The 24758-nt window shown below is 51.7% G+C and carries 24 protein-coding genes and 1 other annotated feature; of the genes, 3 read left to right on the top strand and 21 right to left on the bottom strand.

Annotated features, from left to right (window positions below):
- Nucleotides 1-343: 343 nt before the first annotated feature.
- Genes KNP81_RS10240 through KNP81_RS10230 form a run of 3 tightly spaced genes read left to right on the top strand, consistent with a single transcriptional unit; the run spans nt 344 to nt 2625 of the window.
- Nucleotides 344-766, top strand: a complete 423-nt coding sequence (locus KNP81_RS10240) for a hypothetical protein (RefSeq protein WP_214719866.1) — start codon at nt 344-346, stop codon at nt 764-766.
- A 54-nt stretch (nt 767-820) separates the two neighbouring features.
- Nucleotides 821-1987 (top strand): DEAD/DEAH box helicase, encoded by a 1167-nt coding sequence (locus KNP81_RS10235; RefSeq protein ID WP_021067808.1) that lies wholly within the window; start codon nt 821-823, stop codon nt 1985-1987.
- Nucleotides 1984-2625: a hypothetical protein gene (locus KNP81_RS10230; RefSeq protein WP_214719865.1), complete on the top strand. Its 642-nt coding sequence runs from the start codon at nt 1984-1986 to the stop codon at nt 2623-2625. The genes KNP81_RS10235 and KNP81_RS10230 overlap by 4 nt, the downstream gene beginning before the upstream one ends.
- Nucleotides 2626-2654: 29 nt before the next feature.
- Here the strand turns inward: KNP81_RS10230 and KNP81_RS10225 are convergent, their stop codons facing one another.
- The 21 genes from KNP81_RS10225 to KNP81_RS10125 all read right to left on the bottom strand — a co-directional run bounded on the left by KNP81_RS10225 (nt 2655) and on the right by KNP81_RS10125 (nt 24639).
- Entirely contained in the window at nt 2655-3755 is a 1101-nt protein-coding gene (locus KNP81_RS10225; RefSeq protein WP_214719864.1) for a hypothetical protein, read from the bottom strand.
- Between the two features lie 9 nt (nt 3756-3764).
- Nucleotides 3765-4571, bottom strand: coding sequence for a hypothetical protein (locus KNP81_RS10220; RefSeq protein WP_214719863.1), 807 nt, complete (start codon nt 4569-4571; stop codon nt 3765-3767).
- Nucleotides 4568-5248 (bottom strand): ABC transporter ATP-binding protein, encoded by a 681-nt coding sequence (locus KNP81_RS10215; protein ID WP_214719862.1) that lies wholly within the window; start codon nt 5246-5248, stop codon nt 4568-4570. Before KNP81_RS10215 ends, KNP81_RS10220 begins: the two co-directional genes overlap by 4 nt.
- On the bottom strand, nt 5226-5618 hold the full coding sequence (locus KNP81_RS10210) for a GntR family transcriptional regulator (protein ID WP_214719861.1): 393 nt from the start codon (nt 5616-5618) through the stop codon (nt 5226-5228). The genes KNP81_RS10215 and KNP81_RS10210 overlap by 23 nt, the downstream gene beginning before the upstream one ends.
- A 123-nt stretch (nt 5619-5741) precedes the next feature.
- Nucleotides 5742-6347, bottom strand: coding sequence for a kinase (locus KNP81_RS10205; RefSeq protein WP_214719860.1), 606 nt, complete (start codon nt 6345-6347; stop codon nt 5742-5744).
- Between the two features lie 54 nt (nt 6348-6401).
- Nucleotides 6402-8087 carry a b(o/a)3-type cytochrome-c oxidase subunit 1 gene (locus tag KNP81_RS10200; protein ID WP_251130334.1) on the bottom strand — a complete coding sequence of 562 codons (1686 nt, stop codon included), beginning with the start codon at nt 8085-8087 and terminating at the stop codon, nt 6402-6404.
- A complete protein-coding gene (locus KNP81_RS10195; protein ID WP_021067816.1) occupies nt 8088-8558 on the bottom strand; it encodes a cytochrome c oxidase subunit II in 471 nt (156 codons plus the stop codon).
- A 21-nt stretch (nt 8559-8579) separates the two neighbouring features.
- Nucleotides 8580-8699 carry a hypothetical protein gene (locus KNP81_RS10190; RefSeq protein ID WP_021067817.1) on the bottom strand — a complete coding sequence of 40 codons (120 nt, stop codon included), beginning with the start codon at nt 8697-8699 and terminating at the stop codon, nt 8580-8582.
- Nucleotides 8700-8941: 242 nt separating this feature from the next.
- Entirely contained in the window at nt 8942-9652 is a 711-nt protein-coding gene (locus tag KNP81_RS10185) for a Crp/Fnr family transcriptional regulator (protein WP_214719859.1), read from the bottom strand.
- 174 nt (nt 9653-9826) lie between these two features.
- The gene (locus tag KNP81_RS10180; RefSeq protein WP_214719858.1) at nt 9827-11212 is read right to left on the bottom strand and encodes an aldehyde dehydrogenase; all 1386 of its coding nucleotides are present in this window, start codon (nt 11210-11212) and stop codon (nt 9827-9829) included.
- A 183-nt stretch (nt 11213-11395) separates the two neighbouring features.
- A complete protein-coding gene (locus KNP81_RS10175) occupies nt 11396-12460 on the bottom strand; it encodes an MFS transporter (RefSeq protein WP_214719857.1) in 1065 nt (354 codons plus the stop codon).
- Between the two features lie 141 nt (nt 12461-12601).
- Nucleotides 12602-13315: a purine-nucleoside phosphorylase gene (deoD, locus tag KNP81_RS10170; RefSeq protein ID WP_029596056.1), complete on the bottom strand. Its 714-nt coding sequence runs from the start codon at nt 13313-13315 to the stop codon at nt 12602-12604.
- A 15-nt stretch (nt 13316-13330) separates the two neighbouring features.
- Nucleotides 13331-14038, bottom strand: coding sequence for a response regulator transcription factor (locus tag KNP81_RS10165; RefSeq protein ID WP_214719856.1), 708 nt, complete (start codon nt 14036-14038; stop codon nt 13331-13333).
- Complete coding sequence (locus KNP81_RS10160) at nt 14035-15783, bottom strand: sensor histidine kinase (RefSeq protein ID WP_214719855.1); 1749 nt, start codon at nt 15781-15783, stop codon at nt 14035-14037. The genes KNP81_RS10165 and KNP81_RS10160 overlap by 4 nt, the downstream gene beginning before the upstream one ends.
- Before the next feature lie 107 nt (nt 15784-15890).
- Nucleotides 15891-17090: a M48 family metallopeptidase gene (locus KNP81_RS10155; RefSeq protein ID WP_214719854.1), complete on the bottom strand. Its 1200-nt coding sequence runs from the start codon at nt 17088-17090 to the stop codon at nt 15891-15893.
- 94 nt (nt 17091-17184) lie between these two features.
- On the bottom strand, nt 17185-18291 hold the full coding sequence (locus KNP81_RS10150; RefSeq protein WP_251130333.1) for a PQQ-dependent sugar dehydrogenase: 1107 nt from the start codon (nt 18289-18291) through the stop codon (nt 17185-17187).
- A 35-nt stretch (nt 18292-18326) separates the two neighbouring features.
- Nucleotides 18327-19787, bottom strand: a complete 1461-nt coding sequence (locus KNP81_RS10145) for an MDR family MFS transporter (RefSeq protein ID WP_214719853.1) — start codon at nt 19785-19787, stop codon at nt 18327-18329.
- Between the two features lie 171 nt (nt 19788-19958).
- Nucleotides 19959-21254 carry an ABC transporter substrate-binding protein gene (locus KNP81_RS10140; protein WP_214719852.1) on the bottom strand — a complete coding sequence of 432 codons (1296 nt, stop codon included), beginning with the start codon at nt 21252-21254 and terminating at the stop codon, nt 19959-19961.
- Nucleotides 21255-21433: 179 nt separating this feature from the next.
- Nucleotides 21434-22417 (bottom strand): aspartate--ammonia ligase, encoded by a 984-nt coding sequence (gene asnA / locus KNP81_RS10135; RefSeq protein WP_214719851.1) that lies wholly within the window; start codon nt 22415-22417, stop codon nt 21434-21436.
- Nucleotides 22418-22483: 66 nt separating this feature from the next.
- Nucleotides 22484-22725, bottom strand: a binding site (T-box leader).
- 106 nt (nt 22726-22831) lie between these two features.
- Nucleotides 22832-23737 (bottom strand): carbohydrate ABC transporter permease, encoded by a 906-nt coding sequence (locus KNP81_RS10130; RefSeq protein ID WP_251128969.1) that lies wholly within the window; start codon nt 23735-23737, stop codon nt 22832-22834.
- The gene (locus KNP81_RS10125) at nt 23734-24639 is read right to left on the bottom strand and encodes a carbohydrate ABC transporter permease (protein ID WP_058765715.1); all 906 of its coding nucleotides are present in this window, start codon (nt 24637-24639) and stop codon (nt 23734-23736) included. The genes KNP81_RS10130 and KNP81_RS10125 overlap by 4 nt, the downstream gene beginning before the upstream one ends.
- Nucleotides 24640-24758 lie beyond the last annotated feature (119 nt).

Below are 24758 nucleotides of genomic sequence, written 5' to 3'. Positions count from 1 at the left end.
AGTTGAGATAACTGCGTGCTTTCTATAAGTTGAGTGTACGTGAAAACGTGAACATTATGTTTTACATTCTTGTGAAAGTTGTAACAATCTCATGAACGTTGGCGTGAAGCCATTTTTGTAAGCGCTTTAAATTCTGTTATAACGTATTTCTCATTAACTATGAAACAGATAAATCACGTCACGACGCGATTCAAGTCGATTCTGTATCATCTGAATTCGGATGTGACGATTTGTACAGTTTTTAGTGTGATGTATATCACGACTCAGGGATAGAACTTGAATTTTTGCCTTACATCGGACACAATGAAGGCAGAACATTGTAGAAGAGGAAGGGGTTCTTCCCATGACGTACGAATTATTGACAGCTGATCACGACTTGAAAGCCGGTGACCGCATCTCCCTTAAAGTAGAAGCGAACGGTGAACAACGTGATGGATTTATCACAGAATTTGAAGACGCAGGTTTTTGGATTCGGTTTGACGACGACATCGAAAACGAGGATTTTATCGATTACCGCGATAACTTGCTCGCTGCGCTCATCTCGCGCCCGATTGACGTGGCAGCGACATATCCAGAGCTCGCCTCATACGAACGGTTGACGAAAGAATTGCAGTATCGTGTCTATCAAGGCTTCACCGTTGAAGGCGTTGAGGCGTCGGCTGACCAAATCGATGTGCATATCAAACTCATCGAGGACGGACAGACGTTCACACAGACACTTCGCTCTTCATTCGACCAAGACACGGAACATGTTCGCTATATTTAAAACAGGGAGCACTTATGCTTCCTTTGTTTTTGCCCCACGATAAGGAGAAATGATATGAACTTTACAAAACCATTTATTAACGAAGCCTGGGATCGCCTTGGCTTCACTGAACCAATGCCGGTCCAAGCAGAAGCGTTCCCGCTTCTGTTGGACGGTAAAGACGTCACGATTGAAGCGCCGACAGGTACCGGGAAGACGCTTGCTTATTTGTTACCCGCCATTGAAAAAATCGACGCATCGAACGACCGAATTCAAGTCGTCATCGTCGCGCCGACGCGTGAGCTCGTCATGCAGATTCAAACGGTCGCGCAACGATTTACCGAGAAAGGTGATGTCCGCATCGCTTCATTTATTGGCGGTGTCGAATTGAAACGTCAAATCGATCGCTTAAAGAAAAAGCCGCATTTGATCGTCGGGACACCAGGCCGACTCGTCGAACTGATCGACAAGAAAAAATTGAAGCTTCATGAGACGCACACGATCGTCCTCGATGAAGCCGACCAAATCATCGACAGCGGATTGACAGAAGCCGCCGAACGCATCATCAAGCACACGGCGCACGAACATCAAATCGCCCTCGTATCGGCAACGCTCACAGACACGCTTCAAGCATGGGCGGCCCCGTTCTTAAAGGAGCCGGCACACGTGAAAATCGAACGAGCCGTGAGCAGTCAAGTGACGTACGGCTACATGTTGACGACACGCCGCTACAAGCCGGAATTGCTTCGTCGTTTGTCACACGTCAACGGTGTCAAAGCGCTCGCTTTCATCAACAACCGCTCATTCTTGCCACCACTCAGAGGCGAACTCGATAAAATGAAAGTGAACTACCGGATGCTCGACAGCCTAAAAGGGAAACGTGAACGTGTCGAAACGCTTCGCGAATTCCGTAAAGGCGACTATCCGCTCCTCATCACGACAGGTCTCGCGGCCCGTGGTCTCGACATCGAAGAAGTGACGCACGTCGTCCACTTCGATTTGCCAGAATCGATTGACGACTTCATTCACCGCTCGGGCCGGACGGCACGCGGGAATGCGGCCGGGACCGTGCTCTCGCTCGTGACGGATGAAGACTTGACGCACTTGAAATCGTTCGCCCGCCAACTCGGCGTCGAATTGAAAGAACTCGAGATTTATCGTGGCGACGTCATCGAGAAACGGATCGAGGATAAACCGCCGGTCGTGAAGCGTCCTGCGAACAAACGAGGACCGCGCCGATGAAAAAAGAGCGGAAAGTAATTCCATTCCCTTTGCTTGTAGAAGAGTCCGAATTGCTGGCCGAGCTGAAAAAGTTGTATGAGCAAGCCGCGCTCGCGCGCAGCACACATTGGACGAACTATATTCAAGAGATCGCCTCGGAAGGCACATGGCAGTTGAAAGACGCCGAGCTATTCCGCGACCTGTTCATCGACTGGGCCGTCTTCTTCGAGACGGACGAGGACGGGATGACACCGCACGGCCGCTACTTGGCAGATCAAAAAGCCGACATGTCCCCTGCCTTGTATCACGCGCTCCGTGGCTTGGCGGTCCCGCGTTGCTCGGTGTTTGAAGTGACCGAGGAAGGACTGCGCGACTGGGAGACGAAAGAGACGTATCGCGTCAATCTCCCGGAAAAACGTGAGGTCGGTGACATCATGCTCGGCAAGCTGCTCGATATCCGAGGCAGCTGGCGTTTCGGATCGGCGTTCCTCGCTCTTCCGGCGAAAATGGCCGGTAACGTATCGGACCTGTATATCGACTTCACCGATGAGGTCGGTCCGGGTGCGTTCCTCGATCAGTTCCCAGAGTTCTGTGCGGAACTAATTGACATGTTGCTCGATTTAGAAGACGGGGTCATCGTCCCGAAACCATCAAAATAACCGAGAGGCGGTCGCCTCTCGGTTATTTGTTATTGTAGATAATATTTCGTGTTGGACACCAACGCTTTCGCCGCATCGTTCGTCGCCTTCACGACAGCGCTCGAGATGGCTTTTCCATCTTGATAGACGTCAATGACGGCCCCTTCTTTCGTCGGGCGAATATGATACAGTTGGTTATCGACATACCAAGTCGTACCGACCGAACCATCGATGACTTGTCGCGTCGATTGCTTCCCTGTCTTCAAGTCGACAACGAATTCGGTCCCATCTTCCCGCAAGGCGATTAATTGATCCTCATAGACGGTTGCGTCCCACATATCCCCTTCAGCTTTTAACTCGACGACACGCTTCTCTTCGGTGTCATAGGCATACACGCCTGGACGTTCCGTCTCGTTCGTGTACGTCTGACCATCTTCGGTTATCGTTTCGTATGTCCCAAGACGTACCGGGAGGAAACGATTATCGGCTGCGATGGTCATCCGGTTCTCATCGTAAAACCTGGATGTTCCGACAACACTAGAAATAAAGCCGTCTTCTATTGAGATTTCTTCAAGGGTGATTTCAACCGCCCCTTCATCAAACACGGCGATTTTTGTTGCTGCTTGTCTATCATAACCGTCACGATAAATCAAATGAACACGACCATCTTGAACGAATATGCCGTGCCAGTTCCCTTCCATGACTTCCACTGCACCGCTAACATTTGACGGGAACGTCGTCGTGGCAATGTCGTTGCCTTCGGTTCGGAAAAGAATGATTTCATCGTTTCCTTTTTGTCCGATGCCGACATACTCCTCTTTCGTGCGTAACGATTGGGTGAAACTAAGGTTTGTCATTTGACGATAGAACTTTCGCATCGTAGGATTGACCCGTTCGCGTTGTTTAAGCGCTTCTTCGACGTAATTTAAATGGGTCGTCACTTCACTACCAGACCGGGTGATTTCAAACCGTTCCTGGACCTCATCCTCGGTTTCATAAAAGGCTTGTATTTTTTGATTTTCCCATACACTTTCATTCGTTTTGACATCGAGCACCCACTCCGCCGTTGATGCTTTCGAATCAATGGCGAACGTACCGAGCCCGATGATGACGACCGCACCGAGCGCGGCCACATTCCACATTCGTTTCATCTGCTCACCTCACACACTTAATTTCTTCGTCAACTGACGATGTCCAATCCAAACGACCCCAATAAACCAAATCACTAAAATAAGAGTGAAGACGGCCAGCGTCTCTTCCATGAACAGATAGTTCTCAATGATAAAGAACCCAATCATCGGCACAACTACGACAACCCCAATCATCAATAAGGCGAGGAACGGCGCCAACACCGTCCGTTGCCACAGGCTCCGTTCAATCAACACAAATGCGAAGATGAATAAGACGGCAATGGCAATTAATACTTGATGGACAAAGAAGTTGAACAGTGACGCCGGGAACATGACCGAGAACGCCCCATCGTAGCCGATGGCCTGTTCGAAGGAGCCACTCATCGGAATCATTTGCGAGTCCAACCAACTCGAAAACGCTATGTACTGGAGTTTGAGCGCAATCCACTGGACGGAGAACAAGCCAAGGATCATTAACATCATCGTCACTAGCTTCGCACCGAAGACGAGCATCCGTTGTTGCGGCATGAGCAATAGGCGCATCATGAACGTCCCACGGCCTTGGAAGTCACGGTACCAAATCCAAAAACTGAAGAATACCATCGCCGTGACAGCCACCCCAATCGACAAGATGAACGGTGTGCCACCAAGATAATTCCCGAACGTCAAAGTGTAATCCGGCGTTCCAGCACGACGCATTTCTTCATACATATTCGTTTCGCTCCATAGGAAGACGCCGAGCCAGGCGAACTGGGTGACGACGAGTAACGTGATTAAGATGAGATACGGTTTCGTCAACCGCTCGACTTCCCATCCGAGTAGTTTCAACAAATTCATGCGCCATACTCCTCTCTCATGACATCGACAATAGACTTCCCATGAATGAAGCGGACGTCCTCGACGTCGAACTCACGAACGATCCGGCCGCGGTTCAACATGACGGCCTTGTCGACCAAGTATTCGATATCTTCAATCTCGTGCGTCGTAATCAAGACGCCGCGGTCTTCCATAATGTCACTCGAGAACAACTCGACAATTTGTTCTTTCGAGAACACGTCGATGCCCGAGAACGGTTCGTCGAGCAATAGATAGTCCGGATCTTGGGCAATCCCGAGCGCCAAATTCACTTTGGCGAGCGTCCCTTTCGACAGCTCATTCAACTTGTCCTCTGGGAACAATTTAAACTCATCGACAAGACGGGCGAACAATTTCGGGTCGAACTTTGGATAAAAGTCTCGCATGAACGCCTCGCACTGCTCAATCGTGAAGTGAATCGGGAATGTCGAGTGGTCCGGTACGAACGCAACGCGATTCAAATCAATCGGTTTGCCGTCGACGAGCACCGTTCCCTTGTCGAACGGCGTCAGTCCCATGATGCCTTTTAAAATCGTCGATTTCCCAGTACCGTTCAATCCGATCAAACACGTGATTTCCCCTTTTTGGGCCGTAAACGACACGTCTTCGATGACTTGTTTTTTGCGGTAACGTTTTTTAACTCCCAATACTTCGATCATCGAGATTCCCCTCTCCGTATTGTCGTTTGATTTTATCGACAAGCTCATCCATCGTGACGTCAAGTTCTTGAATCGATTCGACGAAGACAGCGACCGCCTCATCGACAAGTTCCGTGCGGATGCGTTTCAAGACATGTTCATCGGTCGTCACGCGGCTCGGACGGTTCCGTTCGGTCGTAATCAATTGTTGTTCCTCCATTTCCTTGAACGCCTTTTGGACGGTGTTCGGATTGATTTTCAGTTCGGTCGCGAGCTCGCGTCGCGACGGCATCTCTTCGCCCGCCTGCAGTTCGCCAAGCGCCATCTTCTTTTTGAAGTAATCGACGACTTGAATGTAAACCGGGGCTCTCGTGTTGAATTGTATGATCATGTTGTCACCTCTCTAAGTGTATGATGCGACTAATACACTACCTAACTGTATTATCACCATAGTACACTAACGGAGTCAACAGTTTTTTCCAAAACAAAAACGCATCCCCTATAAATGGATGCGTCAACTAGATGGAACGATTCGATCGGCCTGGGCTTGCGGGTTGATCGTTTTGATGTAATGCGCTTCTCCCGGCCAATACCGGCGTTCGTACTTAGCAAGTCGCTCCGATAAGTCGCCGATATACGTATCACGATTCAAGACCCGTTCATGCCGGACTTCCCGCGGACAGTCGAGATAGACGATGTAGTCAAAATAAGGACGCCACTCGTCCCGCAATAAGAAGATCCCTTCGATCAAGACAAGTGTGTTCGGAGCAATCTCAATTGTTCGCATGTTGACCGCGTCCTGGTCTCGCTCATAATACGGCAACGTCAGATTCGCCTGTCCTTCCCGAAGCGGTTTGAACAAGGTCTCCACGAGCAACTCGACGTCCCATTGGAGCGCATAATATTCCATCGCCTCTGACTGTCCCGTCGCGTAACGTCGGTGCCGCTCGACGATAAAGTCGTCAATATGTAACACCACTTCATTCGTTGCAATCCCGCGTAGTTGTTCGACCATCGTCGTCTTCCCTGCCCCGCTCAACCCGTCGATCGCGACGAGGAACGGCCGATCCGGCTCGCGTCTAACATATTCACGTTGAATATCTGCACGAAGTAGCTCCATCTTTCCATCTCCCCACATGAAAAAGTCAGCCCCGCTATCGAGGCTGACTTCAGTTTACCAGAGCACCCAACCTTTCGCTCCCGGCGGCGCACTTTCAATCAAGTGCCAAATCGGAATCGTATAGGCGAAGGCAATTAAAACGAACGTGACCGTAATCCAAAGCTTCCAATTCTCGAAGAAACGCGGTGTCTCCATCGCCGCCTCTTCGGTCTCGGCGAGCGGGAACTCCTCTTCTCCCTTCGGAGCGAGGAACGACAAGTTGAACATTGAATAGACGAAGATGAGGACCGAAATCAAGAGGATCGTCCCACCAATCGCCATCGCGATGTGGTATGGAATCCACTCGCGCGTAAGCGCATCCGAGAAGTACGTTGCCGGACCGGTCCGACGCGGATTACCTTGCAGTCCTGAGATGTGCATCGCGTAAGACATGATCGACATTCCGAACGCCCACGTTCCTGTTTGAATCAATCCGATTCGATTCATCGCTTTCGTGAGGGTCCGACCGCGCAATACCGGCACGAGCCAATATGCCGTTCCGAAGAACGTCAAGGCGACGGCCGTTCCGACCGTGATATGGAAGTGGCCCGTGACCCAAAGTGTGTTGTGGACCATCGCATTCAATTGGTGCGATGCGTTGATGATTCCGCCGGCTCCGGCCGGAATGAAGAACAACATGCCGACGAACGGAGCGAGGAAACGGACATCCCCATATGGCATCTTCTTGACCCAACCAAATAGACCACGAGCTCCGAGTGCGCGGCCGCGCAGCTCGAACGTCGCAAACAGCGAGAACGCCGTCATAAACGACGGGATGACGACGAGGAACGTCAAGATGACTTGAACGAACTTCCAGAACGGTTCAATCCCTGGTTCCGTCAACTGGTGGTGGAAGCCGACCGGGAACGAGAATAGCAGGAACAACAGGAACGCCATCCGGGCGAGCGCATCGGAGAAAATCTTTCCGCCGATGACTTTCGGCACGACCGTATACCAGACAATATAGGCCGGCATGAGCCAGAAATAGACGAGCGGATGACCGAAATACCAGAAGAGCGTCCGTGACAACTCGATTCCGACCGTGTCTTTCCAACCAAGCGAGAGCGGGAGCAGTTGGAATAAAATCGTCCCGGCGACACCGAGCGTGGCGATGACCCACAAGAGCATCGTCATGATACTCATATACGCCGGAAGCGGCGGATGAATACCTGGGTTCTCCCGTTTGTAGTCCGCATACATCCGGAACATGGCGAACGCCGATAACCACGTACCGACGACGAACAAGACGAGACCGATATAAAACACTGGGTCGGCCATGAGTGGTGCGTAGAACGTATACAGAACAGTCGCTTTATTGGCGAGCACCATGATCGTGACGAGCACGGCGCCGGCGATAATCATCCAAAACCCGAGCCAAGCGACCCGCGTTGGGAACGACTCAAAGCGTCCGAACGACTTAGCGAGCAGCGCGTAAAGCAGACCGATGATGAACATTGTCGTGAAAACGAGACCGAGCATGATGCCGTGCGCCGTCAACAGTTGATAATAGCCGAACACTTCCGGGATGACACCAGTCCGAATGAGCGTCTGCATGAGGCCGGCTAGTCCACCGATTAAGACGGCGAGGACCGAGATGACGACGTGGGCATAGGCGAGGCGTGCTTCTTTGACACCGATACTCGGTACTGGTACGCCGCGTTCCATTTCCCACTGCTTTAGTTTTGAGGATACGTCATTCATTTAGTCCACCACCTTAATTTTTGTCGACATCATGTGATGTCCGGTACCACAATATTCGTTACAAAGGATTAAAAATTCGCCCGCCTCGTCGAACGTATACGTGAGCGAGTTGATATGACCAGGTACGACCATCATATTGACCGGTGTGCCCGTCAACTGGAAACCGTGAACGACATCAGGTGAGGTGACGAGAAACGTGACTTTCGCTCCTTTTGGAATCTCGACGTTGCCCGGCGTGAACGTGAACGCTTGCGCGACCATGACAAGTTCATATTCGTTGTCGTCAATTTTATGAAGTCCCGGTTTGTCGAACGGTGCGGTTTGATGTACTTTCGCCGGATCGATCAAATCCGCGTCCGATGCTGGTTGATTTCCTGCCGCAAAGGCAGAGATGCCAAGAACGGTTAAAAACACGCCTAATAAAATGATGCCGAATACAAGCCAATATTTCTCAAGTTTATGAATATGCATATGTTGCTCTCCTCCTGCTCGTTATCGCGTCATAAATAAGTAAAACACTGACGACCACATGGCAATGATGACGCCCGCGACAATCATGACCGATGTGAACGTGCCTTTTAAGTTCGGTTCTTGTCCATCGTTTTTCTCCACGTGAAGGACCCCTTTCCCTGTGATTTCCACTTTTATTGTATGAAATGGGATGAGGATTAATATGTGACATTTATCACTCCAAAAGTGACAATCACATCAAATTTGCGTAGTTTTCACACATAAAGTTCACATTTGGTATAAAGGCATACAAAAAAAGTGATTGTCCCGACACGAATCGAGTCAACCACCTGTTCGGTTTCACGCGCTTTGATAAGGCAAAATGCTGCACCTCTCTTGAAAGATTAAAGCCGACAGATGCCGGCGGGACAGCCTTCACAATAACAGAGCTCTTTCAAGAAATCGATGTCATGCAAAATCATCTCTGTTCCTGTCGTCGTCAACATGCCTTCCTTCCGCCACTGGTTCATCATCCGATTCACCGTCTCGCGAGGTGCACCAATCAGCTGACCGAGCTCCCCGTCTGACGGATGTTTTGGCACGACAATCCCTTCTGCTGACTCGACGCCGTCCATCGCCGCCATGCGTAATAATGTGGAGGCGAGGGCACCTGGTTTCCCGTATAGCAGCAAGTCACGGAGTTTCATCTCGGACTGCTTGCGCATCATCGACGTCCACCGCAATACTTCAGTGGCCAACTGCGCATCGCGCCGAACAAGTTCATCCATCTCTTGCTTCGAGATCCAACCGATGACACTGTCCGATGTCGTCTCGATGCTATACGAACTCGGAAACACCTCGTCGATATCGAACTCCCCGAAGAAGTCGTCCGCCCCATACATGAACATGATGAGTGCGCTCCCTTTTTTCGTCAGCTTCGTGAATTTGACGGAACCGCTCTTCAAATAAAAGAACTTGTTGCACTTCTCGCCTTCCCAACAAACGATACTCCCTTTCGAATGATCTTGAAACGTCATCATCTCGAGCAAGAGCTGTTTCGTCTCTTGCGAAAAGACAAAGCTGTTCGGTTTGGTCGTTCCGCATTTCATAGTCATGTTGTCTGCTCCCTCCACTAATCGTATATCTGATTAAGTCTCGTACGTCATGTGTATGGCTATATTATACAAGAGGTATGCAGCTCATTTTATAAAAGTATGTGACATTTCAAACAATCTTCTTATTCTTTGTCCACAAAAAAAAGACTGCAGGCTCCCTGCAGTCTAGTCTGGTCAGCGGTAGACGAGTCGAATCAACTTCTCGGCTGCTTTAAAGTTTGGGTAACGAATCGGTAAATCGAACTTCGTTGTGTTTCGCAAAATCGATTTGGCGTGGCTGAACGTCTCAAAACTGTAACGTCCGTGATATGAGCCCATCCCGCTCTCGCCGACTCCACCGAACGGCAGGTTCGGGTTCGTCAAATGCATGAGTACGTCATTGACGCAACCCCCGCCGAACGTAAGGTGTTTCATCACGGTCTGCTCCACCGCTTTCGTCTCAGTGAACAAATAGAGCGCGAGCGGATGTGGACGCGATGACACAAACTCAATCACTTCGTCGAGTTGACGGTACGTAAGGACTGGTAGAATCGGTCCAAAAATCTCGTCTTTCATAACGTTCGCGTCTTCTTCGATGTCCGTCAACACGGTCGGGGCAATCTTCAATTGGTCCCGGTCCGTCTGGCCTCCGAAGAAAACGTCTCCTTCTGTCAAATATCCGGTCAAACGATTGAAGTGGGTCTCATTGACAATTCGTGTGAACCGTTTCGTCCCGACGCCGTTCCCGAACATCGTGAACGCTTCCCGTTTAATGGCCTCGAGGAACGCCTCTCGTTTGGATTCGTGGACGAGGACATAGTCCGGTGCGACGCATGTCTGCCCGGCGTTCATCCATTTGCCCCAGGCGATGCGCTTGGCCGCAATCTCGATATTAGCATCCTCATGGACGATGGCCGGTGATTTCCCACCGAGCTCGAGCGTGACCGGCGTCAAATGCTTCGCTGCCGCCTCCATGACGATTTTCCCGACTGGCGTCGACCCTGTGAAGAAGATATGGTCCCATTTCTGGGCAAGCAACTCGGTCGCAACGTCCTTATCCCCTTCGACGCTGACGACGTAGCGGTCGGTGAACGCCCGTTCGAGCACTTTCGTGATCATTTGGGCGACGTTCGGTGTCAATTCCGAAGGTTTCACGACAGCCGTGTTGCCTGCGGCAATCGCTCCGATGAGCGGCGCCATCGCCAATTGAAACGGATAGTTCCACGGAGCGATCACGAGTACCGTTCCGTAAGGTTCATACATGACCTCACTTTGCGTCCCCAGATGGATTGAGGCTCCACGGACACGTTTCGGGCGCATCCAACGCTTCAACTCACGTGTCGTCCGTGTGATTTCGTCATAGACGAAACCGATCTCCGTCGTGAACGCGTCGAGTTCTGATTTGTTCAAATCCTGCTCCAACGCTTGAAGAATCTCTGCTTCATGATGCTTGATTGACTCTTTTAAAAACGTCAACATGCTGAGACGGAATGCGAGCGACTTGGTCGCTTGCGTCCGAAAGAAGCGACGCTGTTTACGAATGAGCTCTTCAATGGTCAACTGTTCGATTGGTGCGAGCATAAATCTGCCTCCCTTGGATGATAACGCTAGCTTCATCTTATCATCTTCACTCGGTCAGCGACCATTTTGAACCTTCGATATGCGTCCGTCCTATCTGACAGGCACGTCCCGTTTCTTCGTTTGTTGCATGACGACAAATATCAAACCGGCGACGAGCAGGATGCCACCTGTCAGCGCGAATTTTTATGTCAGCGTAATCGAGAGCCAGCCTAACAATGCCGAACCCGTCACTGTGCCGAGCGAGAAGAACGCATAAAAATAGCCGTACGACTTACCACGATTGGCCTGATTCGTCGCTTTAATCAACATCGTATTGATGGCTGGGAATAAGATGGCGAACCCGACGCCATACAAGGCGAGGACAGCGTACAAGAGGAGCGACGTCTCAGATCGGCCAATCAACAGTTGGCTCACACCGAGAATGCCGACACCGAGTGCCGCGAGCTTCGCTGGTTCGATTTGGTCGAACAAGCGATTCGTCGGCAACACAAACACGAGCACCGCCATGATACCGAACGTGCTGAGCAATGTCCCGCTCAGACGAGAGTCATACCCGAGCGCCTGCACGTAAAGGGGAAGCAAGTACGCGATTGCCCCTTGCGAGAACATCAAGAGGAAGGCGCCGATATACGCTTTCACTACGTCTCGTTCCAGGCGCGACGTCCCTTCATTTGTACGATGGGAAGGTTCAAGCGTTAACTTCGACGGGCGCAAAAAGACGAGTGCGAGGAGCGCGACGGCTACCCCGAACAGCGCGACGTATGTGAAGACGATCGGCACGGTCGTCTGGCTGGCCATGATGCCGCTGAACGCCGGACCGACGATGGCTGCCAAACCAACAAAACTGCCGGTCAATGCTACTTTTTTACCTTGTCGGTTCGCGGCGGTCAGATTGGCGGACAACGTGAACGCGGCTGGGACAATCAAACCCGCTACAAAGCCGTGCACGATCCGGACAATCAATAGCGTCGTCGCTGTGTCGACGAGATGATACGACAAGAGACTGAGGCTCGACAGCGCAAGACCAACGAGCAGGATGACGATCGGACCAATCCGGTCGGTCCAAATGCCGGATAAAATGTTGCCGAACGTATTCGACAAGGAGTAGATGGCGATGACGAGCCCTGCGATGAACGGTGTCGCACCAACCGATGTCGCAAACGTGCTCATGACCGGAAGCTGGGCGAATAAATCAAAGAAGGCAAAAAAGACGATACTATAAATGACAAAAGCGGACGCTTTATTCATGATGACAACTCCTTGATCCAGCCCGATACGGGAACTGTTCGTTTCAGCTTCAGTCTAGCCTGCCAGTTTCACTTTGTATACAAGACAAGGCGCGCGGACACAAAAACGCCTTACAAACCAGTGGTCTGTAAGGCGTGTTCATTAGTTTGTGACTTCGACCGCTGTATCGAGTGCGACACGAATCATTTCGTCAAACGTCGATTGACGCTCTTCCGATGTCGTCTCTTCACCTGTCAACAAGTGGTCTGAGATTGTGAGGATCGTCAACGCGTTCACTTTGTGTTTCGCAGCGAGTGTGTAGAGACCTGCCGCTTCCATCTCGATGGCGAGGCAACCGAAATCGGCCCACTTCTTGAAATGGTGGAAATCATCCTGGTAGAACTGGTCGGCTGTGAAAATTTGACCGACTTTGACCGGAATACCAGCTTTTTCAGCGTTCATATACGCGCGATGTAGGAGGTCGAACGTCGCTGTCGGCGCATAGTCCATCCCGTTGAAACGAACCCGGTTTTGGGCCATCTCACTCGATGCACTCATCGCGATGACGACGTCACGTACTTTGACGTCTTCTTGAATTCCGCCGGCCGTACCGACACGAATCAAGTTTTTTACGCCGTATGACATAATCAATTCGTTCACGTAAATCGACATCGATGGAACACCCATCCCAGTCCCTTGAACGGAAATACGTTTTCCTTTATATGTTCCTGTGAAGCCATACATGCCGCGGACTTCGTTGTATAACTCAACATCCTCGAGGAACGTCTCCGCGATATATTTCGCACGCAACGGATCTCCTGGCAATAATACCGTTTCTGCGATTTGTCCTGCTTCTGCCCCAATGTGTACACTCATGATTAAATTCCTCCTTCAAGATAGTCGTTGGCACTGCTCCCGATATTCATTCGGGGTGATGCCAATCTGTTTTTTGAAGACTTTCCGGAAATACTTATCATCCGAAAAGCCGACCGCTTGGGCGACTTCATAAATACGTTGTCTACTCGTCTCAAGGAGACGTTTCGCCTCGAGCATCCGGATCGACAGCAAGTATTCGGATAAGTTGACGCCGTACTGCTGTTTGAAGCGACGCGATATGTATTCGCGGCTCAAGTAAAAGCGCTCGCTCATCCCTTGTAAGCTGAGTTCTTCCGCATAATGGCGTTCAATGAACGCGCCAATCTGTAGAATCGGATCGTCTTCGTCAGGAGTGACGTCGGCGAGGGCACGTGCGAGCGTCTCGTTCAAGACGTCCGGGTCAATCGGTTTCAGCAAGTAGTCGAAACTGCCGAGCTGAATCGCGCGCCGCATGTACGAATATTCGTCATAGCCCGTCAAGACAATCAGTTTGGCCGTCTCCGCCTCCGTATGGACCCACTCCATCAACTCGATGCCGTTACATCGAGGCATTTGCAGGTCCGATAAAATCAGCGCCGGCCGTTCTTTGACGATAATCTGTTTCGCTTCTTCCCCGTCTTGTGCCTCAATCACTTTCGTGACGCCGAGCCGTTCCCACTCCCCGAGCAGTTTCACCGCTTCCCGTACCGGCGACTCATCATCAACGATCAACACTTTCGTCATGACGCATCCGCCTCCGTTACGGCCGGGAAACGCATGACAATACGAAATCCGCCTGTCTCTGGTGTAGCCAACATAAACTGAGCCTCCCGATTATAGTTTAACATGAGTCGATCTCGAATGTTCTTTAAACCGGTACCTTCCGCCCCATTCAATGGCTCGGTCGATACCTCGATCCGTTCTTTCAATAGCGTCAACTCTTCATCCGAGAGATCGCGTCCGCTATTCTCACAATGAATCACAAGATTTGATCCCGATTGATGAATTCGCACTGAGAAACGGTTGGCCGCTGTCGCACCGTCGCGCTCAAACCCATGCTTGAAAAAGTTCTCGGCGAGCGGCTGCAAAATCATCTTCGGCACAATTAAATCGAGGAGCGGCTCCGGCACATCGACCTCAATCTCAAATTGATCCGGGAACCGGACTTGTTGCAAGCGAATGTAGGACGTGAGGTGATCGACTTCTCGCTTGAGCGTCACGAGCGACTCATCGGGATGCATCGTATAGCGCATCATCGAGGAGAGCTGCGTGATGAGACGGTACACCGTCTTGCCATCGCCTTTCAATGCGAGCGTCCCGATCGACTGCAAGGCGTTGAACAGGAAGTGTGGGTTCGTCTGAGCTTGGAGCGCCCTCAGCTCATTCGTCCGATTCTCGAGCGCCAACCGATATTCCCGTTGAATCAAATCATCGATTCGTTCAATCATCCGCTTGAATTGCCGTCCGAGCACACCGAACTCATCATTTCCGAGGGAATCGAATGAGACGGTCATGTCCCCTTGCTCGATTCGCCAAATGTTCGAGGTGAGCGTCTTGATTGGAGTCGTCAAACGCATCGAAGCGTATGTCGCCCCAATCAATGCCAATACGAGCGACACCATCCCGACGACAAAGATGATGAATGACGTCCGTGACGCCGGCTCGGTCAACAATCGATCTGGTATCGATTTTCCGACGTAAAACGTCTGGTTCTCAAACTCGAACGATTTGACGATGCGGTGATGCTTCCCATCGCTCGACAGCGAGTTCGTCGACACGTTTTGCGGGATTTCATCGTCACCGAGTTGTGCGAACACTTGATTGCCGCCCCCGACGAACCAGAGGCTCTCGCTCGGGTTGTTCTGTAGCGAGGCGAGCTGGCCGATGAAGACGTCCTCCGGGATATCGATCGACAAAATCGCGAGCGGCTGATCCGTCTCGATTTTGTCGAGTCGGAAATGGAGCGTCACGACTTCTTCTTCTGAGACGAGCGGACCGAAATCATGATACGGCACGAGCGGGTGCGAAGCCTCGAGCAGGACGCGGCTCTCCTCATACTTCAATAGCTGTTGCTGAATCTCACTCGGTTGCCGTTTCGAGCGCGGGGATACTTTCATCTTATAGGCGGCGAACGAATCCATATCCTCAAGCATGAGCAACTGGATTTGGGCCACATCTTCACGGGATAGGTACATGCCGAGCAGTGCCCGTCGCACCTCTAGTTCGGTCTGTTCGAGCGACAGACCTGGGCCATACTCGAGAATATCGAGCACGTCCCGATTCGCATATAGACTTGTCGGCAAGCGACTCAAGTCTGAGACATACCGTTCCATTTGAAGCGTGCCTCGCTCAAGCGACCATTCGGTGAGCTGAAGCCCCCGTTCCCGCTCCCGGTCTTTGACGTACCAAAAGGAAATGACCGTCGCCAAAATGACGGGAACGATAATCGTCAATGCGATCATTCCCGTCAGCTTCGTCCGAATGCTCATCCGCACATCGCCTCCTCGCTGTCATTATATCACGGCTTATGCAAGCGTTTGCAAGACTTGAAAATAAAAAGGTTTATGACCTTTGTTCCGGTCATAAACCTCGTTGTTTATTCGTATGATTGAATCAAGTCGATGATGCCTTGCGGTTGCCCGGAGTCAGCTGCGAGTTCAGCCGGCGTCATGCCGTCCTTATTCTCGAGCGAGACGTCGGCGCCGCTCTCAAGCAACAATTCGACCGTATCGATGTCGACGCCTTCATTGTAGAGCAAATTGTGAAGTGGCGTGTCGTCGTACAAGTCTTGCGTATTGACGTCGGCCCCATCTGCCAATAGAGTTTCAAACTCTTCATACGTTGCGGCGTTGTAGGCAAGTTCTTGAATCGGCTCTTCCGCCATCGCATCAAGCGAGCCGAACCCTTCTGAGAAGCCCGTCAAGCCGTCGCTCGTGAACAGCCAGGCGACGATGGCCACGTTGACAATGACGCTCAACACGATCGTCCCGATAATCGACCCTTTTACATACCCTGCCGTCTTGAAGACCGGAACGTTCGTCTCACCGGCGTTCGTCGCGATGGCCGCAATCCGTTTCGGGAGCGGCGGATGCGTCGATAACAGCTCGCTCAATTTGGCAATAAATCCGTTCTCACGGCTCGCTTCATATAAGTAGTCAAACTCGCTCACTTCTTTCGCCAACTTCCCACCGATGGCAAGAATCGTGAGGGCGCGTTTTGATGCCGTCTCGTCTTGAATATGATGGGCCGCCATGCGGTCACACGTGAACTCGCACGCACGCGAATAAGCCGATCCTAAAAACGGGATCCAGCCGCCGAGCATCATCGCCCATTGTTTTTGGACATGGTTGCGGCGAATATGTGCCAACTCGTGCGCAATCACAAACTCGACTTCTTTGGCGTACCCTTCACGTGACAACTCGACGACATCCGAATACAGGATGACCATATTCTTTTGGAAGAAACGGGTCGCGAAAGCGTTCAAGACGCCTCCGGCTTGAAGAATGTACACATCCGGGAGTAAGCGAATTCCCATTTCTTGTCCGACACGCTGATACGTCTGATACAGGTCGGCGAATTGACGCTCTGTGACTTTAACGCCGTTCGTGCGAATATATCCGATTTGGAGCCAGTGTGTGAATAAAGACAGTGCTAAAATTGATCCGATCACCCATAAAAAGATGCCGAGCGAGGCAATCGTGAAGACGATTCCTAGCACCACCGTCAACATGCTGGCGGCGACGAGCAGTCCAAAATACAATGTTTCGTTCTTATGTACCAATTGCGATTGTTTCATGTAAAAATCCCCTTCATTTTCCATATGAAGTCCATTATACCGGATAAATGGATGTATTCAACAAAAAAATAGAAACTGACACGTACGTCAGTTTCTATTCGATCGTGAGGCGATACAGCTGATCGTCCCCACTTCCAGGGTTGCCACGTCCGTCCGTATTGTTCGTGATAAAGTAAAGTCCTTCGTCCTCCAACCAGACGTCACGGATGCGACCTTTATCCTCGACGAGCGGGATGACCTCACGTGATTCCCGATCGATGGCGACGAGACGATTTCCACGAAGCGTCGCCATATACACGTAACGGTCGTCGGCAACGATGCCCGACGGTGCCCATGACGTCTCCCCGACCTCGAACCATGGTGTCTCGAGCCCATCTCGTGCTTGATCCGCCTCGATGAGCGGCCAGCCGTAATTGTTACCCTCTTCGAGGATATTCACTTCATCATGCCCCGAAGCTCCGTGCTCACTCGCGTAAAGCGTATCTTCGATCTTCGTCAAGCCTTGAGGATTGCGGTGACCGGACGAATAAATCCAATCGGTCGGTTCGCCCTCTCCGGATAAGGGCACTCGTAACACTTTTCCGGCGATCGATGTTTCATCTTGGGCCAGTTCCGGCACGAGCGCATCTCCGGTCGTGACCCACAGCACGTCCCCATCGAGCAACAACCGTCCGCCGTTATGGAACTGGTCCCCTGGAATCTCATCGAGCACGACGTCCGTCTCTTCAAACTGATTGCCATCCCACGTCAACTCGACGACCCGGTTTTGGACGTTACCAGGTGTCCCGTACGTATGGTAAGCGTACAGTTGGCGTGACGTCGCAAAATCTGCGGTCAACGCGAGTCCGAGGAGACCGCCTTCCCCGATTTCAAGCACGTCCTCGTTCAAGACGACCGGTTGTCGGTCGAGATTCCCGTCTGCATCGATGACGGCAATCGTGCCGCCGCGTTCCGAGATGAGCCATCCGTCATCGGTTTTTGCAATCGACCACGGTGCCTCTAACTGTTCGACAATCGATTCGGTTGCACCGGTCGACACGTCGCCTTCCGGCTCAGTTGATTCCTGCTCTGGTGCCGTGTCAGACGGTGCTTCTTCGGTCGACTCCTGGACTGGTGCCTGTTCAGGTTCCGGCGTCTCGGTCGATTCCGAGGCACAACCGGCAACAAATACGAGCGACAAGATGAACATCCATCGTTTCAACGTGATCGCCTCCTTTTCACCATCATACCGTGTCTTTAGTTGTCACGTGAAGGTGCCGGTGGGCTAACCGGTAATCGCAGCGCAATCAAGAGCGCGATGAACGCGGCGAGGGCTGCGCCGATGAAGACGGTGTTCAATCCGCTGGCGATGAGTTGCTCGCCTTGGAGCCGGACGGTCGCGTCTAGCGCCTCGGTCATACTCCGATTGAAGAACGATTCGAGTGACACACCGCTTAACCCGGCCTCCTCACGGAAGCCGCTCAGGACGATGAAGTTGAACACGGCACCGAACACGGCGACACCGAGCGTCTGACCGACAGTGCTCAAGAATGAGTTCGCCGCTGTCGCGGTCCCCCGTTGACGATACGACACGACCGTCTGTAAGACGACGATGAACATCGGTTGCGACAAGCCGAACCCGACGCCGATTATGGCGACAGCGAGGTAGACGAACAGGTCTGGGCTCGATTGCGTGAGCAACGTCAAGATGATTGTCCCAATCAACAAGAGACTCATTCCCATCACGGCCCGACGTCGTGGCGAGGCCGCGCCAAGTGTACGGCCGCCGATAATCGACGTGAACGTCCAAGCGACCGAGAGCGGCATCAGCATGAAGCCGGCTTCCGTCGCCGATTTACCAAGGACGGCCTGGGCCCAGATCGGGATATAGGCCGACATCGAGACGAGCACCCATGCTGCGAAGAAGACGGCACCATTGATGGACGCGATAATCGGTTGTTTCAACAGATCGAGCGGCAACAACGGTGTTTTCGCACGCCGTTCCGATAAAAAGAAACTCGTGAGCAGCACGACACTGAACACGGCACTGACGATAATCGATGGCGTCCAGACGTTCGTCTCGCTGAAGGTGATCAATCCATATAAGAACGCCGTCGTTCCGAACGCGAACAACAGCGCCCCTTTGACGTCGATTCGCTCCGTCGTCTCTGTCACCGTCTCTTTATAGAAGACAATGATCATGATGAATGATAACAGTGCGAACGGGACGTTCAGCAAGAAGACGTAGCGCCAAGACAACGTCTCGACCAAGAACCCGCCGATGACCGGCCCGAGCACGCCCGAGACACCCCAGACCGCGCTCAAGATGCCTTGAATCTTGCCGCGCTCCTCATACTTGTACAAGTCGCCGATGATGGTCATTGAAATCGGCAATACCGCCCCGGCGCCAAGCCCTTGGAGCGCCCGGAAGATAATCAATTGTTCCATCGATGTGGCGAGGCCACATAGGAGCGAGGCAAGTGTGAACAATCCAATCCCGAACAATAGGACCCGCTTGCGCCCGAACAAGTCGGCCACTTTCCCATAAATCGGTGTCGACACCGCCGTGAACAGCAGGAAGGCGGCGAACACCCAACTCACGAGGGCGGCCCCATTCAACTCGCTCGCGATGACCGGTGTCGCGACCGAGACGACCGTCCCTTCAATCGCCGCTAAAAAAGTCGCCAATAACAATGCGACCGTGACATTCTTTCTCATATCTGTCATCTCCCCAATAAAATAGCGGTGCCGGAAGGTTCCGAGCACCACTTCAACTGTCTATTATTTTGTGCGAGCGACGCCCGTTTGACAAGCCTCAACTTCTGCCCGGCTTTGCCCGCACTAAAAAACACAAGCGGCGAAGGGGTCATTTCGCCGCTTGTGTTGCTGTTATTTTGCCTTATCCGCCCATACTTTCGTGAAGTCTTGGAGCATCTCGTCCCCGGTCTTTTGACCGCCGACATACGCTTGCATCAACGCGCCGTACTCGTTGACCGCGCCGTCCGGATACTTGAACCAGTTCCATGAGATCGTCTTGCCTTCGTTCGAATAGGCCAAGATGTCGTCTGCAAGCGGACCGAGATCGTTCGCTTCAATCGACTTGAACGCCGGGATGAATTTGAATTTGTTGACCATGTAGTCTTTACCCGTGTCGGATGTTGCCATCCATTCGAGGAAGTCTTTCGCTTCTTCTTTATACTTCGAGTTTTTATTGACGACCCAGTTGTTCGGGACGCCGACCGGGAGACGGTCCATCTTCTCTTTGTCATCGTTGATCGGGATCGGGACGAAGCCCATCTCAATGTCCGGATTCACGTCGAGAATCATCTGTTGCGCCCAGTTCCCTTGTTGCAACATCGCCGTCTCACCTTGAGCGAACTGTGTGACTTGCGTGTTATAGTCCGTCGTGAGCGGGTTTTTGTTGCCGTATTTGATCGTGAGATCGAACAGCTTCAAGAACTGTTGGAACTGCTCATTGTCCTCGAATTTTTCTTTATTCTCATTGAGCGCCTGGATGAACGCATCCGGGTCGTCTTGTTGTGCCATCGGAATGTTGAGCAAGTGAATCCCGAGAATCCAGAATTCGGCGTAACCGACCGAGAACGGTGTGATGCCTGCTTTATCCAACTTCTCTGCCGCATCCGTTAACTCGGACAACGTCTTCGGCAACTCACTGATGCCCGCCTTCTCGAATAGCTCCTTGTTATAGATGAAGCCGTACCCTTCCAAGTTCATCGGCATGCCGTACAATTTCCCGTCCATCGTCATCGGTTCCTTGGCCACTTCCGTCAAATCACCGACCCACTTCTCGCCAGACAAATCTTCCAATTTGTCTTTCCAAGTCTGGGCTTCGGTGAAACCACCGTTATTGAAGATGTCCGGCTCATTGCCCGACGCGAACTGTGACTTGAGCGCGGCCCCGTAATCGGCTCCACCGCCGACCGTTTGAACGGTCACTTTGACGCCGGTCTCTTCCTCGTATTCTTTCGCCATCGCTTCAAGGTCTTTGGCGATTTCCGCTTTGAACTGGAAGACGTTCAACGTGACGTCTTGCTTGTCCCCGTCATCCGCGTTCGCATCGTTCGATCCTTCATTTTCCGTAAGCGACCCGCCGCCACAGGCCGCAAGTGTCAATACCATCCCCGCCGTCATGACGGCGGTTGATAATCTCCATTTACGTTTCATTTCGCTTCCTCCTAAGTATAGAGTCGATATTCCTTCAACATTCGGTACACCCTAACTTTAGATGAAAACGCTTCCATTATGTAGGTGTCAAAATTGACGTGTAGGGTGGAAAATGTTGCACAGAAAACCAGGACTTTCTTATTGAAAAGAAAGTCCTGGTTTTAGTTTCTTCTATATAATTACAACAGGCTGATTCCAGCTTCTTCACATGCTGTGATCATCTCACTCGGCCAGACCGACGATTGGACTTCACCGATATGGCGGGCACGTAGCAAATACATGGCGACACGTGACTGCCCGATGCCGCCCCCGATTGTAAGCGGGAGACGTCCTTCAAGGACCGCTTGATGGAACGGGAACTTGCGTTTGTCTTCAGCTCCAGCTGTCACCAATTGCTCGGCAAGCGCTGTCTCGTCGACACGGATTCCCATCGACGACAGTTCGAACGCCGATTCGAGTTCCGGGTGCCAGACGAGGATATCGCCGTTGAGCGACCAGTCGTCATAGTCAGCCGCGCGACCGTCGTGCTTATCGCCCGAAGCGAGTGCGCCGCCGATTTGCGAGAGGAAGACCGCACCGTACGCTTTACAAATCGCGTGCTCACGCTCTTTTGGTGTAAGATTCGGGTAAAGGTCTTCTAGCTCTTGGCTCGTCAAGAAGTGAATCGACTCTGGCAAGATCGCCTCAATCCCGTACATCGTTTCGACCGTCTGTTCCGTCTCGCGGAGTGCCGCGTAAATCGTTTCGACCGTCGCCTTCAAGTACTCCGTCGTCCGGTGTTCCCGAGCGATGACACGTTCCCAGTCCCATTGATCGACGTGGAGTGAGTGTGTCGCGTCGAGTTCTTCATCCCGACGGATGGCGCGCATCTGTGTGTACAACCCTTCACCGACTTCGAATCCGTAGCGGCCGAGCGCTTCACGTTTCCACTTCGCGAGCGACTGAACGATTTCGAGTTCATGCCCTGGATACTGCGTATCGAACTGGATGATTCGTTCGACACCGTTCAAGTGGTCGTTGACACCGCTCGCCGATGTGACGAACAGTGGGGCCTGAACTTGTGTGAGTCCGAGCGCCGTGCTGAACTTGTCTTCGAATGTCGCCTTCACTACTGTAATCGCCTGTTGTTTTTCCTTCATCTTGCTCATTGCTGTTGTTGTCATGTTTTCTTCCTCCAATTGTGGGATTTCGGGATGGAGCAATAGAAAAAAGCCCTCCAATCCCATGGACTATGGGACGGAAGGCTTCAAGCTCCGCGGTGCCACCCAAATTAGTAGACGAATCTACTCACTTTTTCGAGACGAACATCTCGTAGTTCCGATAACGGGGAACGGTCCGGCTACGTCTACTTGCAAAGCGTTCGGGTAGCGACTCCAGGAGGTTCTTCGACAGAGATTTCAGTCCGGGCTCTCACCTTCCCCGGCTCGCTTTGCTTACGTCTTCTGTGTACTCGTCCTTTCAATGTCGTTCACAATTGAATTGACCCAATTATTATCAATATTCAGACGAATGTCAACCACTTTTTCAAAAAAAATTCTCCCCCGTGTAGCGGACGGGGGAGATTCCCTTGGGCAGGGTTATTTGATCGAGCCGCTCGTAATCCCTTTGATAATATGCTTTTGCATACCGAAGAAAAAGACGAGGAGCGGAACGATCCCAAGGACTAAACCAGCAAGTGCCAAATCCCATTGTTTTGTATATTGTCCGAAGAAATAGAACGTCGCGAGCGGAATCGTCCGCAGCTCGATGTCTCGGAGGACAAGAGAAGGTAAGAGAAAGTCATTCCAAATCCAAAGGCTGTTCAAGATGACGATTGTCACCGTGATCGGTTTGAGGAGCGGGAAGACAATCCGCCAAAACACACCCCACGTCGAACAGCCGTCAATGATGGCCGCTTCTTCAATCTCTTCCGGAATCGACTTCATAAAACCATGATAGAGAAAGACGGAGATGCCTGACCCGAAGCCGAGATACATGACCATCAGTCCCCAATGGCTGTTCAACAGACCGAGGATACTCGACACTTTGACGAGCGGAATCATGATCGACTGGAACGGGATGACCATCGCCGCGACGAACAAGAAGAAGATGACGGTCGAAATCCAATGTTTTGTCCGGACGAGCTTCCAGGCCGCCATCGAGGTGAACAGCACGATAAGAAGGTTCGCCCCGGCCGTGATGAGAAGCGAGTTCAAGAAGACGCGTCCGTAGTTCATCGCCTCCCAGGCTTCTGTATAGTTCGACGCGAGCCAGACGCTCGGCAAGGCAGACGTGTTCGTGTAAATCTCGGCAATTGATTTGAACGAGTTGACGATGACGTAATAGAACGGGACGAGATATAACAGTCCAAGTAGAATCGCCACCAGTTCGACGAGACCGAGACCGGCCGTATATCCACCCGCCCGCAGCGGTTTTTGCGGTAGCAATCGCTGTGGAGATGAATCGACCTTCGCTTCGATGCGTTCAATTTTTTCTGTCGTCATGCCTCCACCTCCCGCTTTTTCGTCAAATAGACTTGAGTGACGGTAATCGCCGCGACGACAAGGAAGAAGATGACCGCTTTCGCCGAGCCGAGCCCGTAATTATTATTCACGAACGATTCTGTATAGATGTTCAAGGCGAGCATCTCTGTCGATTTGAACGGCCCACCGTTCGTGAGCGACAAGTTCGTGTCGAACACTTTGAACGACCAGGAGATCGTCAAAAACAGACAGATGGTGATCGACGGCATAATCATCGGTAACGTGATGTGACGCAACATCTTCAATCGATTTGCCCCATCGATTTTGGCCGCTTCCAGCAAATCCGTCGGCACGTTTTGAAGCGCTGCGATGTAGATGACCATGACGTAGCCTCCGCCTTGCCAGATGGCGACGATGACGATGCCCCAAAAGGCTGTCTGGGCGTCACCGAGCCACGGCAGTTCGAACAAACTCCATCCGGTCAGTGCCCCAATTGATTCAAAGCCCTTCACATAGATAAACTGCCAAATGAATCCGAGAATGAGCCCGCCAATCAAGTTTGGCATGAAAAAGACGGTGCGCAGGATATTGCGTGTCTTAATGTTCATCGTCAACAGTAAGGCCAGTAAGAAACCGACGATGTTCGTCAAGATGACGGCCACAATCGTGTATTTCGTCGTAATCCAGAACGAGGCGCGGAACTGTTCATCCTCGAATAGAATCCGCTGATAATTGTCCCACCCGACTACGTTCAACTGACCCGTCACACCGTTCCAATCCGTGAAGCTGTAATAAATCCCGTTTATGAACGGTATGAGCACAATCGCCACAAACGCCAAAAAGGCCGGACCGACGAATGCAATAAAACTCGCTGGTTTCTTCCAATTTCGTCTTCGCTTGTGTTGTTTTGGTGTTTCTGTCATGTTCATCGCCTCCACTATCAACTTACCTCCCTCAAGACAAAATGAAAACGGATACATTTGACGGAAAGGGTGGAATATATTGCACTCAATGGGTGAATTATACGAGACGATGCGTTATG

Origin of the sequence: Exiguobacterium sp. s149, from assembly GCF_018618395.1 — a bacterium.
Lineage (GTDB): Bacteria > Bacillota > Bacilli > Exiguobacteriales > Exiguobacteriaceae > Exiguobacterium > Exiguobacterium chiriqhucha.
The sequence above is the reverse complement of the archived record's forward strand: the minus strand, read 5'-3'. Positions and strand labels throughout refer to the sequence as shown.